The following is a 13,076-nucleotide window of genomic DNA, read 5'->3' as shown; positions in this document are numbered from 1 at the left end:
GGCAGATCGTTCAGGATGTAGTTGGTCACGTGTTGTGAACCCACGCGTTCGCGTTTCGGGATGACGAGACCGTCCGGCCTTGGTTGAGTACCGTTTCGATGTCCCGATGGGTACGGATTGAACCTATAGCGGAATTGTACTAGTCAGGTCAAGTACCTGAGCCAAGTACCTAAATAGGATAACGAATATGTCGTAATCGCATTAACGTTTTGACGGTGCCGCGCTCGGCGCTTTCCCGAGGAGTTCGGTTTTCGATGGGATCTGAGTCAGGAGATCCGGGCGCACTTGAAACAACCCGGGAATTCGTTGGCCGGTTGCGTAGAGGAGATTCCCCGCTTGGCTACCCAATGTCAGTTTGCCTGTGGCCTTGCCGTCCTTTGCCGTCGCGACAAACTCTGCGGCCGGCGACAGGAGCCCATAGGGGGCGAGCGGTGCGGATTGTTTCATGACCCGTTCTTCCGCCGGTAGATTGGCCACCCGACTGACGAAGAGGTCTGCCACCTCTTGGCTGACTTTCTCCGTGGGCTGGTCTTCCAGGATCCACTCACCGCTTTGGTTGATCAACACGTACTCCTGATCTCTGGTTTTGACCGACAGCATGGCCACATCCGTATAGTCGAGGCCGAAGAGTCGTTTGTCTTGAAGAATGAAGAGGTCCTTCGTCAGGTCCTTGATCAGTCCCGGGTTGATACGATAGAGCGGTGCGTCCGGTGCGGTTTCTGCGATGGCTTCGCCCTTCTGCGGGTCCGGTTGATAGAGCCGAACCGATTGGTCTCCGGCGGCGGTATGCAGGGTGACTTTCACTTTCGGTGTCGTCAAGCTCTTGGCAATGGTATCTCGTTCAGGGCCTGGATCAATGATGCCGAGCGCCTTCAGGTCTTCCAGGCGAAACATCAAAGACCGCACTTCGTTTTGATCCGCTTCGGCTTCGATCGGATACCGGATCTTCCACGAAGGTTTGGGCTTATCCTTCGCCATGTTGTAGATCACGATTTCGGTCGTCGGATAGGTCAAGCGAACCCGTTCGATGTCGTTCTGCACGAACTTCAACAGCTCCTTCCGCCGAAAGGTCATCAAGGACTTATTGACAAAATCCTTCGGCGCCAGACTGGTTAAGAGGATGCGATGATCCGATCCCCGCAGCACATAGAGGGTATTGGACAGGGGCCCGCTGTTGCCGATGGCGATGGTCTCCTGTCGCGTGCCGGCTGTCACGGTGAGGGTGGTGACCGGCGGTTCGAGGCCAAATGCGATCAGCTGTGTGGTTTGGTCGTCCAGGGTTCTGGTGACGGTTCCGGTAACCAGCGCGCGAATGAGGGCTTGGACCTCGCGTGTATCGGCTTCGGTCCGAAGCGGAGCGACAATGGACCACTTCGCCGGTTCGGTCAGCTTGAGCTCAACCGGGCCTTGAGCGGTGGTGATGGAGAGGCCCGTGATGGCGGTTTCCGGAAACGGTAAGAGTTGTTTCTGTGCCGTCTCCTGTTTGTCTTCCTGTTGTTTGGCGGGAAACTCGATCAGGTAGAGATAGCCACCCAGTCCAGCCAGAATCATCAACATGAGCACTGTGGGCCAGTAACGCATGGTCAGAGCGTGAAGGGTGAAGCGTGAAAGGTGAAACGTGAAAGGTGACAAGTGAATCGAGGGGAATCGGCTCTGTACTCCTCACGTTTGCCGGAAGACGAATGACAGATGACGAACATGTCGTGCATGCTTATGCCTCTTACAAGCGTCGCCGTTTTCTCCACACGATGAGACCGGTCAGGAAGGTCATGAGCGGCAGCAAAACAACCTGGATGTAAATCAGTGCGCGCTCCTGCGTGGGATTGGGCGTAAAGGGGTGCAACGCCGGCTCTCTCGGGGCGATGGAGATCAAGTCCCGCTCCTCGGCCAACCATCCGGTCGTATGGAGGAAAAAGTCGCTGTTGCCCGGGAAATTAAAGAAGGCGTTGGAGGCGAAGGTGGAATTGCCGATCACCACAATGGCCGGGCGAGGTTTGCCCTCCTCCGGGGCCTTCTTGGGCGACAGGGCGGCGGCCATGGGAAGTGGTCCCTTGACGTCTTCTTTTTCACTGAGGCTCACCACGCGGCCTTGCATATTCGTTTCGGCCCAGCTGTTGGGCGACGTTCTGGCGAGGGGGACGAAGTCCCAGTCTGTGCCGGTCTGCTCATCGAAGGTGATGTGTCGTGACAGCGGCAACAGCACGGCCGAGGTGAGATCTTGCGTGATCTCATGTTCCGTAAACGTTCTTACGAGCAGCGCGGTGAGGTCACCTTGCGCTAATCGATCTTGGAGATCCACCAGGACGCCGGGGCCCAGGCCTACTCCCCAGCGGGCCAGCAGTGTCTCGAGTCCCGTTTGGGTATCGGGATCCGCCAACAGCAACAGGTGGCCGCCCTTCTCGACATACGAGTGAATGCGATCTTGTTCCTCTTTCATGACGGGACGACGTGGGCCGGCAAGGACCAGCACGGACGTATGATCCGGCACGGCAGATTCCTTCAGGAGCGAGACCGTTCCAACGTCATAGCCTTGACGAATCAAGGCCTCTTTCGCACTAAACAGACCATTCCGGTCTTTATCCTCGACGTTCAGCTCGCTGTGGCCTTCAACGAAGACGATCCGTTTTTTCGAGTCCTTGGAGATCCGGATCAATGCGCCGGTCAGTTCGATTTCAGAGGGGGAGGTCACGCGGATTGTTTGCCCGTTGCTCTCGAAGATGGCCGTGTCGGTCCGAAAGATGCCGTACGTCTGGGCCATCTTTGGTTGCTTTTCCGGATCGATGAATTCCACGCTCAGCTTGGTCGAGGCTTGCCGATAACTCTCCAAGCGCTCTTTGAAGGATTGATAGCCAGGGTCCTTTTCTCTGGTGAAGACCGTGATCTTGACGTCTCGCGGGAGGGTCCGAAGCACCCGGTAGGTTTGGGGTGCGAGGGTATAGTTCTGGTTCTCCGAGAGATCCCACCGGACAGAATGCCGGGCTGCCAGAAAGTTCACGATCACCAGAATGCTCGTGAAGAATACGACCATCAGAAGGCTGTTGAGCCCCATCTTCGTTGAGCGCCGGCCCGAGAAGGCCTTGACGGTCTCGAAATGGAGGACAAAGAACGAGACCAGGCAGGCCAGCGCCAAGCCTTCGGAAACGGTCACGGCCCAGAGCCAGTCCGGTCGAAGGCTGTAGGCGACCATGCCACCGATGCCGAGCAGGATTCCTACAATGCCGAGGGGGAACGATTGAAGTTTCATTTCCAGCGTGTCGATTCCACGACTCGATGTGTCAAAAACAGCATGAGCACAAGGCCGCTTCCGAAGTACACCAGGTCGCTTGTGTCGATCAGTCCCCGAACGAGGCGTTCGTAGTGCTCCATGTAGGATACGTACGAGATGACGTGACCCGCGGTGGTATCGCCGAAGAGGCTGCCCAGTCCGGCGATCAACCAAATCGTGAGCAACATGCCGAAGCTGACGAAGGCGGCGACGATTTGGTTTTCCGTGACCGCCGAGGCGAACAGTCCGACGGACAGAAACAGGGCTCCCAGCAGTACCATGCCGAGATACCCGGTCCAGATGGGATTCCAGTCAAAGTCGCTGAAGAGCATCAGGACTGTCGGGACTAATGTAGTGAGTCCGACCAGCCCAAGATAGATCACAAACACGCTGACAAACTTGCCGACGACGATATCTGTGACCCGCAGCGGCGAGGTCAGCAAAAACTCGAAGGTTCGCAACTTGCGCTCTTCCGCGAACAACCGCATGGTCAATATGGGCAAGATAATCACGAGGACGATTCGCATGCTGGCGAAGAGGTTTCGAAAGACCAGGTCGTTCAGGTTGATCTGCGCCGGCCCGCCTTGCATTTGCATCAATTGGATGGCCTGCGCGCCCGCGAATCCGACGTACAGGTAGGACAGCAGTCCGAAAATCAGCAGAAAGACCGCTCCGACCACATAGACAATGGGCGAGACGAAATAGATGCGCAGTTCCTTACCAATAATGGCCTGTACCGGGGTCATACGGCGTCTACCCGTCCATGCTTTCCGAGGGGGCCATGCTCACCGTGGTCTCTGTTGCTTCAGTGGAGTGGTCTTCGTGACGTGTCAGTTGGAGGAAGACGTCTTCCAATGTCATAGAGACCGTCCGGAGTTCGAGCAGCCCCCATTGGTTCATCACGGCGACACGTGCAAGTTCGTCGCGTAGGTCACGACCTAACTCACATTCAATGAGAAAAGTGCCTCCACCCTGTCCTGGAAGTACCTGAAGCACGCCTGGGATTGCCTGTAATTTTGACTCACAGTCCGCTGGGCGGGATTTCAGCGTCAGCGAGACTTTTTCCGATTGACGCAGGCGCGCCGACAACTGCTCAGGGGTGTCTTCCGCGACAATCCGACCCTTGTTGATGATGACCACCCGCTGGCAGACGGCCGTCGCCTCGGGAAGGATATGTGTGCTGAGGATGACGGAATGCGAACCGGCCAAACTCTTGATGAGTTCCCGGATTTCAATGATCTGTTTCGGGTCGAGGCCCACAGTGGGCTCGTCGAGAATGAGGACCGGAGGATCATGCAACAGGGCCTGTGCCAATCCAACACGCTGCCGATAGCCACGGGAGAGATTTCCGATCAGTCGGTGCCGCACGGCACCCAGCTCAAGTCGCCCGATGGATTGGTCAAGTGCCGAGGTGAGTGTTGGTCCTGCCATGCCACGGAGTTGTCCGACGAAGGTCAGGTATTCGGTGACGGTCAGTTCTTGGTAGACCGGCGGTGTTTCCGGTAGATACCCGATCTGCCGCTTCACCTCCAAAGGGTGATCGGTACAGTCGAACCCCGCGACGCGCGCCGTGCCCTCCGTTGCAGGCATAAAACAGGTCAGAATTCGCATCGTCGTGGTCTTACCGGCCCCGTTGGGACCGAGAAAGGCCAGCACTTCCCCTTTGGCGACGGAAAAGGTGACGCGATCAATAGCCGTATGATGGCCGTACCGCTTTGTAATGTTGTGAACGTCAATCACGAAAGTGATATCGGTGCGAACAGCTGTGGAGAATGTGGAGCAGTACTGCTCTCGGGATAACAGTTCTTACTGCGGGGGATCTTACTCACTCTGCCTGATGCAGTCAATATGGCGGTGGAATACAGTCTGCCGGGTGTTGCTGCGGAACTGGAATCAGCACGCACGACGCAGACGGCTGTCTCCCGGAATCCATCCAGAAATCGCGAGCATACTGAAGCCGTACGGGGATCACAGCTCCTGTTCTTACCGCCTGTCTCGAATACTATAAGGTGTTGAACTTATACTGTGCCTCGGTTATATAGAAGCTCCGTTCGATAGTCCAATCAGGTACTTTTTTGAATAGGGATTAGCTATACGGAGGTGGGGGGAGAGGGATACTCCCGTCGGTGTTGTCGAAATGGGAGACCTTTCATACTCTGAGTCAATCGAAAATCAGAGTACGTCAGCATTCAGAGGGAGGTAAATCCAGTATGCACACGGACGTTCCCCACAATCGGTTCTTCTCGAAGAGTTCTTTTGCCCTGGCACTGTGTCTGTCCCTGGGTGCCTGCTCCTGGGTCCCTAAAGGGGAGGTGCAACTGGATGTCGGGATCAAGGATCGCGGGGTTGCCTCCTGGTACGGCGAACAGTTTCATGGAAGACAGGCTGCGAACGGCGAGATATTCGATATGGAAGGGCTGACGGCTGCGCATCGGACGATCCCGCTCGGGAGTGTGGTCCGCGTCGTTAATTTGTCGAACGGCAAACATCTTCATGTGCGAGTGACCGACCGTGGGCCCTACGAAAAGGGGCGGATTCTCGACCTGTCCCACGGGGCGGCCGTCCTTCTGGGAATGGAGCGTGAAGGGGTTGCACATGTGCAGATCGAGGTTGTCGGCGCACGCCGTCCCGAGCTGCTGCTGCTGGCAGAGCAATTTTCCGGGCCAATGTCGTCCGTTCTGACAGACCGAATGCTTCCGGTTGGCCGGACGTCGCAGGGGATGACATCTCACGCGAGAAATTTTCCCGGCGATCTCTGGATTGCCAGGAGGAATCGGTGGGCCCTTGCCATGCTGTCCGTGGTAGACCCAATCCAGCTTCCGGTTGCTTCGCTGGTCCTTACCTGAGAGCCTCGAGATGGGTCCCTTTCAGGATGACGCTTGCTTGCCTTGTAAACGGGGTACTCGTAGAGGCTCATTGAAAAGGCGGAACTTGCGGGAAGCACCCCCTAATAATCTAGGCTCATCTCGGGAACATTCGTATCGCCCCATTCAGGTTGACAGTGTGTAAAGCTCTCCACTAGACTGCACTCTTTCTATCAGCCCAAGACCATCATACGTGTGAATATTAAGGGGAGGCATGATTCGATGGCCAAGAAGCGCGCGCAAGAGTCGGATGAAGTGAAACTAAAGAAGAAAATTGCCACAAAGACGACTGATCAGGGTAATCCGGAAGGGGATACCGCCCTCCGCTCGTTGAAAAAACGATTGAAACGGGAGCAGCGGAAGCGGCGGGCCCTAGTGCAGCGGAAAAAGCGGGCAGCCGGAAGCAAAGCCGTCGCTTCTGCATCAGCCTAATCTCTCGTGGAAAAATCGTCTCAAAGACGGACTGATTCTTATGGACTCGAAGACCAAACGCCCCTCTCTCGATAACAATCCTCTCAGCCAGCAATCCGGAGATGAGTCGGCCGCTGAGGTCGTCGCTGAACGTCCGCAGGCTGAGTCTCCCTCCGTCGAGCCGGAAACGGCTGGCCCAGGCATGGTTGCGCTTGAAGAAGAGCAGGTCAAGGACGAGATCGATATCCAGATCGATCTATTGGCCGACCCCGACTGGGTAGTCCGAAGAGAAGCCGTGATCACGCTCGGGGAAATGGGGGACGAACGGTGTGTCGAACCGTTGGCCCGTGCGTTGCGTGACGGTGATTGGCAGGTTCGCGAGGTTGCCATCGAAGCGATGGGCCAGGTGGGACCGCCTGCGGTCGAGACGCTGCTTAAACTTCTCCGTGACTGGGAGGTGCGCAAGTACGCCATCGCAGCCCTTGGGAAAATACGCGACGAGCGGGTGCTGGATCCCCTGATGCTGCAGCTGCGGAACGATGAGTTTAAAGATGATGCGATCGATGCCTTGGTCGCATTGGGTGCGCCCTCCGTCGAGAAGCTCATCCCTGCCCTTCGCGATAAGGATGAGAACGTTCGGAAATGCGCCGTGCTCGCGTTGGGACGGATCAAGAGTAGCGAAGCCATCGACCCCCTCATTCAGATGCTTGGTGACAAAGACTGGTTTACACGATTGACGGCAGCCGCGGCCCTGGAATCAATCGGCGACGATCGCGGGCGTGAGGCGATCAAGCCGTTGCTCAAAGACTCCGATATGGTCGTGAAAATGCGGGTCGAGCGGATTTTAGCGAAGTGGAAGAAGCAGCCGACCTCTGAACCTGCCAACGCCTGAACTATTTGTTCAACTGTTGATCCATCCGTTGTTGCAGGTCCTCCATCTTCTTGAACGCGACCTGTTTCCCCGTCGCCAGTTCCAATTGAACGTCCCGCAGCGAATCGACTAAATGGCGCAGCGCTGCGGTTGCGTCATCACCCTTCGCTCCCTTTGTCATGGTCTCTATTGCGTCGATGACAGCCGTGAGCTCCTTCGCTGCCTCGGCATGCTTTTGGTCGATTACGTATACCTTTGCCTGTACGAAACGAGACTTGGCTTCGACAAGTCCCTGACGACGACGGAGATCGCGCTCGATTCCGAGCGTGGTATCCATGACGTTTTTCGACACCTCCTTCAACGATTGCTGGAGGTTGGAGACGGACTGCTGTAATGTGCCCACGGGGCGTTGTCCAACGTAATAGCCTGCCCCGAACGCGCCGACTAGAAGCAACAAAACTGTCAGAAATTTGGCCATGGTGGTCCTGCGTTAGCGGCGTCGTTTTGATGTCGGTTGCTTGGCGAGTTGCTGGAGGAGGCTGTTTGCCGCCGCAATGCGTACCGCCTCATCGGTGTCACGTAACCCTTGTAGCAAAATAGGGATGGCTCTGTCGTTGCTTTTTCGCAATGCCTTGGCGGCCGACAGCCGAGGGAGCGGCTGTTGGTCTGACAGGAGCGCCTGCAATATTGTGAGCGCCTGCTCCTCATCCGGTGAGGCGCTCAAGGCTTGGGCTGCTGTACCACGTATGGATGGATCGGGATGTCGGGCCAGCTCGGCCGCCAAGGCGATGGCTGAGGTATCACCAAGGCGAAGTAGTCCTTCTGCAGCATTGGCACGGACGTGAGCATCGGGGTCGCGAGTCAGTGCCGAGAGCAGCGGCCGGGTATCCTTGATACCCAGTTTGCCGAGGCTTGCGGCCGCGACCGCGCGAATCATCGCGCTCTCGTCTCCGATAGCATGTGTCAGGGGGGCGGCGCCATCGGGAGATCCAAATTCCCCCAGCGCACCGGCCGCAAAGGCACGGACTGATGGATCGGGATCATAGACGGCTTGCGCAAGGACGGCGAGGCTCGCCGGGCGTTTGAGGCGCCCCAAGACGCCCAATGCCGCCATTCTGGATTCAGCGTCCGGTAACGTTGCGGCACTGGTAATTTCAGCCAGCTGTTCGGACTGGCCCAATTTCACCAAGGCTGCGGAAGCAAAAACGGACTCAGGGCCATCCTCAGTACGAGCCACGTCCATCAATCGTTGTCGAACATCGGTGGCGTTTCCTTCGCCGAGGGCGGTCATGGCGGCAATGCGGACGGTCGGCATTGCATCTCGCAAGGCACGGCGCAAGGGACCGGATTGTGCCGAGAGGCCGGATTTTCCGATCGCCTCGGCGGCTCGTGCCCGCACGACGACGGATGAATCCAGCAATCCATCCTCCAGAATGGCTGCGGTCTCCGGCAGTCCCAACTCCGCCAGGGCTGAGTACGCGGCGATCCGAATATGTTCCTTGCGGTCTCGTACGTGGCTGGTGATCATGCCGAGCGCCAAGGGGCGAAGCAGCGCAGCATCGTGAGACTGCCCCGGCTGGATCAGTTTGGAATAAATGGAGAGGGCCTCGTCTGTTCGTCCAAGGCGGACATAGCTCTGCAAGACGAGGCGGAGAAATTCTTTAGAAGGGGTCGCATCTGGTGGAAGACTTCGGTAGAGCGCTGTGACTTCCGGGTACTCACCGGCTTTGAAGAAGACGCCAGCCTTCGATTCAATTGGAGACGGTGCCCCTGTGGTGGCCGCCACGACAGGCAGTCCACCAAGCAACACGATCAGTCCGACAATCGCGATCGCAACGGTAACCAGGTGAGGAACCCGCGTGCGCAACAGCCTCCGGTTCGATCGCTCGAACCACATTACCATGTCGCAGGCATGCGCACCGTGGCGGCGCGGTACATCAGGCTGACGTAGTCCTTCAACATGCGCGTGGTGCAGAACTGGGGCGCGGTGGTGCGAATACATTCCTTCACCATTTGCAGCCAGCCACGAGGGATTCCGTCACGATCTCGCTGATAGAACAGTGGAACAACTTCCTGTTCCAACAGGCGATAAAGTTGTTCACCATCGTGATGGTCTTGAGCCTGCGCGTCCGCCTGTTCGCTCAACGGTTGGATACCCCATCCATTGGCTCCGTTGTACCCTTCAACCCACCATCCATCCAGGACGCTGAGGTTCAACACGCCGTTCAGGGCGGCTTTCATGCCGCTGGTGCCGCTGGCCTCCAGGGGGAAGCGAGGCGTGTTCAACCAAATATCGACACCTTGCACGAGGTACTTTGCCATATGCATTTCGTAGTCTTCAAGAAATGCGACGCGACCACCGAGCTTGTGATCGTGACAGAACGACAGCACTTCATGGATGAAATACCGGCCCGGCTCATCGGCCGGGTGGGCCTTGCCGGCGAAAATCAGTTGGACCGGCCGCCATCGGTCTTGGAGCAAGACTTTGAGCCGTTCAAGGTCTCGGAAGAGCAGAGTGGCGCGTTTGTAGGTTGCAAACCGTCTGGCAAACCCAATGGTCAGCGCTTCAGGGTCCATGAGCGTTCCGCGTGTGAGCACTTGTGAGGGTTGGAGATGCCCATGCATCCACCCGGTTCTGGCCCGCTCGCGAATAAAGCCCATCAGTTTCCGTTTCATGGCTTGGCGAACCGCCCACAATTCATGGTCAGGAACATCCATGACCCGTTGCCACATGGCGGGATCGTCGCAGGTCTGTGTCCAGGTCGGGCTGAGTGACTTGCTGTAGAGATGGTGGAGTTCCGGGGAGATCCACGTCGGGGCATGAATGCCGTTCGTGACGCTCCGGATGGGGATCTGATCGGTCGGCAATCCAGGCCAGAAGTGTTGCCACATCTCGCGTGTCACGCGGCCGTGCTCCCGGCTGACACCGTTGACATGGGCGGAGAGGCGCATGACCAATGCGGTCATATTAAATCCACCGTGCGATTCGGGAGTCTCACCCAGGCGCAGAAATTCTTCACGTGACAGACCGAGCTGTTCCCAGTATCCGGTAAAGTAGCGATCCATCAAATGGTGTGGGAAGACGTCATGCCCGGCAGGGACAGGTGTATGCGTGGTGAAGACGGTACTCTGACGGACCAATTCGCAGGCTTCCGCATGAGACGAACCCTTCTGAACGAACTCACGTACTCGCTCCAAGGTCAGGAAGGCCGAGTGTCCTTCATTGGCATGCCACACGGACGGCGAGATCCCGAGCGAACGCAACATGCGCACACCGCCGATTCCCAGCAGAATTTCCTGGCAGATCCGCATTTCTTGATCTCCGCCATAGAGTCGAGCGGAGAGGGCGCGGTCTTCCGGGCTGTTCTCAGGCACGTCCGTATCGATGAGAAACAGCGTGATTCGGCCCACCAACAGTTTCCACACGGCAGCGGTGACGCGCCGGTTCCCCATGTCGACGGTAAACCGGCACGATTCACCGGACGGAGTCTGAGCTAAATGTATCGGCGACTCATCGCGGTTAAAAGGAGCGTAGGCTGCTTCTTGCCAGCCCTCGGGTGTAATGCGCTGACGGAAATAGCCCTGCGGGTACATGAATCCAACGCCGACAAACGGCAGCCCAAGATCGCTCGCTTCTTTACAATGGTCTCCGGCCAAGATTCCTAACCCGCCGCTATAAATCGGCACGGAAGCGTGGAGCCCAAACTCGGCTGAGAAGTACGCGATGGTCTTCTTTGCCAAGTCGGCATGGTGAGTGCCGGTCCAACTTTTCTTATTGGCCAGATATTCATCAAACAGGCGGAAGACGGCCGAATATTGGCGAAGGAACGAGGGGTCCTCTGCCAGGCGCGTCAGCCGGTCAGACTGAATGTCGGCGAGGAGTTTGACGGGATTATGGTTGGTCAGGAACCACAGGGTCGGATCGATGGTTTCAAACAGCTGGCGAGCTTCCAGGGTCCAGCTCCACCAGAGATTCCGTGCCAGTTCAGGGAGCCGATTCAGGTTCTGGGGGAGAGCAGTCTTCGTCGAATTTGGAGAATCCACAAACACTCCTTTGGTCAAAGGCGAGCAATGCGTTATGCGCGAATGATGGGCGACGACCGGTGGGAATTAGGCGTGCCCTGCCTTATGCCACGTGGCCCACTCTTTAGAGAATGCCACGGCGGCATACCGTTCGCCAAGAATTTTTGCGACCCGGTTCAAGAGTTTGGTGAGTTGTTGAAGTTCGGACAGTGTGAGGTCGTCTCGGAACCGGGGGTGGAGGCCCCAGCGGGTTTCGACTTCTTCTCCCGACACACTCGACATCAAGCTGACAAGCTTGATCTCCTGGCCGGTTGACTTGTTCTGCTCTGTTGACGTTCCAACGGCTGGAGCTCCGACCTGCGGCGCCTCCTGAGAGGGAGGCGCCTGTCCTTGAAGCACGGCGCTGAGCGCCGGGACAACGGCGCTGGCACAGAGTGATGCGGCGGCGCTGAGCTGTGCGTTGCGTGGCGCACCGAGCGCCTCGGCCACGTTCTCGCCGAAATTGCGGAACATCTCGCTCTTGGTTTTGGAGTCTTCGGTGATCAGGAATTTGTAGTGTTCGTAAGTCTGGCGACTCTCGGCCACCGTCGTGCCGATTGTCATCATGATTTCCATTTGATCGGCATTGTTGCCGAAGGCCGGTTCCAGTGCTTGCTTTAACTGTTGGGTCACCGCATCTTCCAGCCCGTTCATGAACTCCAGCTGATCCTTCAGCGGAATGTGCAGGGCCACCAGCCGGTCTGTGAGGTTGAACATAATCTTGAGAAATTCCAGGTAGATGCCCCACTCATCCTGGCGTTTGAGCTTCAGCGCCTGCTCCGGCGCATTGCGCTTCATCATGGTGACCGATTCGCCCGACACGGCGAGCATCAATTCGGCCAGTTGGCGAAGGCGTTCTTTGTATTCAGTGGTCGCTGTAGCCATGGGTCTTCCGTGGAACGAAGGATTATAACGGAGACATGAGTGGGGAGCAAAGAGGTGATTCAGTAATTCGTTGCTCTCTCTCTGTGGGTTCAGGTGTACGATTTACCAACAGATTGTTGAACTGCAACGGCCCAAGAATCACAAGGTGTTCGTGTCAGATAACGTACCGTATGCATCAGGTGCTTGGAGGTCTTAATAATTTGATCCCTTTGAGCTTGTTGACGATGACATCTTTTTGCGAAAAATAAACCATGTGAGAGATGTGGAGGCGGTATGGCAGTGTGGCAATTTGGGGGGTATCTTATTGCAAACGCGGTAGCAGAAACACGCCGAATTGTTCCTGGTATGACAGTCTCTGCTGCGGTGCGTGACCTAATTTCAGAATGGGATAATTCAACGCTCCCTTCAGAAGAACTCTGCCAGCTACGTATGTTTCTGCCTGCTGGGCGATCTTGGTCAAAGGACCTCGAAGTACTTGGAGATCTTGGATCAACCTGCGTTACCTTTTACAAAGAGAATCATATTGTCGGTAGTATATACGCTCGTTTCGATTTAAGAACGCTTTCAATTGAGGTGGTGGGTGCAGCCTTGAAGTTCGCTAGTGCTATGGGTTGTCTACTGCTGACGGATGATAACAAGGTAATTAGTTCATCTATTTCCGATTGGTAATTAGGGCGAAACGTAACCAAAGAACGTGTGCAGGAACAGTTTGAAGAGG

General features: G+C 56.6%; 12 protein-coding genes. 4 read left to right on the top strand and 8 right to left on the bottom strand.

Annotated elements, in window-relative coordinates; genetic code table 11:
- Window positions 1–201 precede the first annotated feature (201 nt).
- From ACMTNU_RS13240 to ACMTNU_RS13225, 4 genes are all read right to left on the bottom strand, one after another.
- The gene (locus ACMTNU_RS13240; RefSeq protein WP_413935732.1) at window positions 202–1,557 is read right to left on the bottom strand and encodes a DUF4340 domain-containing protein; all 1,356 of its coding nucleotides are present in this window, start codon (window positions 1,555–1,557) and stop codon (window positions 202–204) included.
- 163 nt (window positions 1,558–1,720) lie between these two features.
- On the bottom strand, window positions 1,721–3,244 hold the full coding sequence (locus ACMTNU_RS13235) for a GldG family protein (protein ID WP_413935731.1): 1,524 nt from the start codon (window positions 3,242–3,244) through the stop codon (window positions 1,721–1,723).
- On the bottom strand, window positions 3,241–4,011 hold the full coding sequence (locus ACMTNU_RS13230; protein WP_413935730.1) for an ABC transporter permease: 771 nt from the start codon (window positions 4,009–4,011) through the stop codon (window positions 3,241–3,243). Before ACMTNU_RS13230 ends, ACMTNU_RS13235 begins: the two co-directional genes overlap by 4 nt.
- 7 nt (window positions 4,012–4,018) lie before the next feature.
- A complete protein-coding gene (locus ACMTNU_RS13225; RefSeq protein WP_413935729.1) occupies window positions 4,019–5,005 on the bottom strand; it encodes an ABC transporter ATP-binding protein in 987 nt (328 codons plus the stop codon).
- A 470-nt stretch (window positions 5,006–5,475) separates the two neighbouring features.
- On the opposite strand from ACMTNU_RS13225, the gene ACMTNU_RS13220 reads away from it, so the two are divergent.
- The 3 genes from ACMTNU_RS13220 (at window position 5,476) to ACMTNU_RS13210 (ending at window position 7,432) form a co-directional block, all read left to right on the top strand.
- Window positions 5,476–6,111, top strand: coding sequence for a septal ring lytic transglycosylase RlpA family protein (locus ACMTNU_RS13220; RefSeq protein WP_413935728.1), 636 nt, complete (start codon window positions 5,476–5,478; stop codon window positions 6,109–6,111).
- A gap of 240 nt (window positions 6,112–6,351) precedes the next feature.
- The gene (locus ACMTNU_RS13215; protein WP_413935727.1) at window positions 6,352–6,561 is read left to right on the top strand and encodes a hypothetical protein; all 210 of its coding nucleotides are present in this window, start codon (window positions 6,352–6,354) and stop codon (window positions 6,559–6,561) included.
- Window positions 6,562–6,601: 40 nt separating this feature from the next.
- A complete protein-coding gene (locus ACMTNU_RS13210; RefSeq protein WP_413935726.1) occupies window positions 6,602–7,432 on the top strand; it encodes a HEAT repeat domain-containing protein in 831 nt (276 codons plus the stop codon).
- Between the two features lies 1 nt (window position 7,433).
- Here the strand turns inward: ACMTNU_RS13210 and ACMTNU_RS13205 are convergent, their stop codons facing one another.
- The 4 genes from ACMTNU_RS13205 to ACMTNU_RS13190 form a co-directional block, all read right to left on the bottom strand.
- On the bottom strand, window positions 7,434–7,889 hold the full coding sequence (locus tag ACMTNU_RS13205; protein WP_413935725.1) for a hypothetical protein: 456 nt from the start codon (window positions 7,887–7,889) through the stop codon (window positions 7,434–7,436).
- A gap of 12 nt (window positions 7,890–7,901) precedes the next feature.
- Window positions 7,902–9,314, bottom strand: a complete 1,413-nt coding sequence (locus tag ACMTNU_RS13200) for a HEAT repeat domain-containing protein (protein ID WP_413935724.1) — start codon at window positions 9,312–9,314, stop codon at window positions 7,902–7,904.
- Window positions 9,308–11,455 carry an alpha-glucan family phosphorylase gene (gene glgP / locus ACMTNU_RS13195; protein WP_413935723.1) on the bottom strand — a complete coding sequence of 716 codons (2,148 nt, stop codon included), beginning with the start codon at window positions 11,453–11,455 and terminating at the stop codon, window positions 9,308–9,310. The genes ACMTNU_RS13200 and glgP overlap by 7 nt, the downstream gene beginning before the upstream one ends.
- Window positions 11,456–11,521: 66 nt before the next feature.
- Window positions 11,522–12,358, bottom strand: a complete 837-nt coding sequence (locus ACMTNU_RS13190; protein ID WP_413935722.1) for a hypothetical protein — start codon at window positions 12,356–12,358, stop codon at window positions 11,522–11,524.
- 273 nt (window positions 12,359–12,631) lie between these two features.
- On the opposite strand from ACMTNU_RS13190, the gene ACMTNU_RS13185 reads away from it, so the two are divergent.
- Window positions 12,632–13,027 carry a hypothetical protein gene (locus ACMTNU_RS13185; RefSeq protein ID WP_413935721.1) on the top strand — a complete coding sequence of 132 codons (396 nt, stop codon included), beginning with the start codon at window positions 12,632–12,634 and terminating at the stop codon, window positions 13,025–13,027.
- Window positions 13,028–13,076: the final 49 nt, after the last annotated feature.

It is taken from the genome of Nitrospira sp. BLG_1 (assembly GCF_047338595.1).
GTDB lineage: Bacteria > Nitrospirota > Nitrospiria > Nitrospirales > Nitrospiraceae > Nitrospira_D.
Note: the sequence above shows the minus strand (reverse complement) of the source record. Positions and strands in the feature narration are given on the sequence as shown.

Bases quoted from the DNA above. Each gene is read 5' to 3' on its own strand.
- ACMTNU_RS13240 (WP_413935732.1), bottom strand. From the start codon at position 1,557: ATGTTGATGATTCTGGCTGGACTGGGTGGCTATCTCTACCTGATCGAG.
- ACMTNU_RS13235 (WP_413935731.1), bottom strand. From the start codon at position 3,244: ATGAAACTTCAATCGTTCCCCCTCGGCATTGTAGGAATCCTGCTCGGC.
- ACMTNU_RS13230 (WP_413935730.1), bottom strand. From the start codon at position 4,011: ATGACCCCGGTACAGGCCATTATTGGTAAGGAACTGCGCATCTATTTC.
- ACMTNU_RS13220 (WP_413935728.1), top strand. From the start codon at position 5,476: ATGCACACGGACGTTCCCCACAATCGGTTCTTCTCGAAGAGTTCTTTT.
- ACMTNU_RS13215 (WP_413935727.1), top strand. From the start codon at position 6,352: ATGGCCAAGAAGCGCGCGCAAGAGTCGGATGAAGTGAAACTAAAGAAG.
- ACMTNU_RS13210 (WP_413935726.1), top strand. From the start codon at position 6,602: ATGGACTCGAAGACCAAACGCCCCTCTCTCGATAACAATCCTCTCAGC.
- ACMTNU_RS13205 (WP_413935725.1), bottom strand. From the start codon at position 7,889: ATGGCCAAATTTCTGACAGTTTTGTTGCTTCTAGTCGGCGCGTTCGGG.
- ACMTNU_RS13200 (WP_413935724.1), bottom strand. From the start codon at position 9,314: ATGGTAATGTGGTTCGAGCGATCGAACCGGAGGCTGTTGCGCACGCGG.
- ACMTNU_RS13190 (WP_413935722.1), bottom strand. From the start codon at position 12,358: ATGGCTACAGCGACCACTGAATACAAAGAACGCCTTCGCCAACTGGCC.
- ACMTNU_RS13185 (WP_413935721.1), top strand. From the start codon at position 12,632: ATGGCAGTGTGGCAATTTGGGGGGTATCTTATTGCAAACGCGGTAGCA.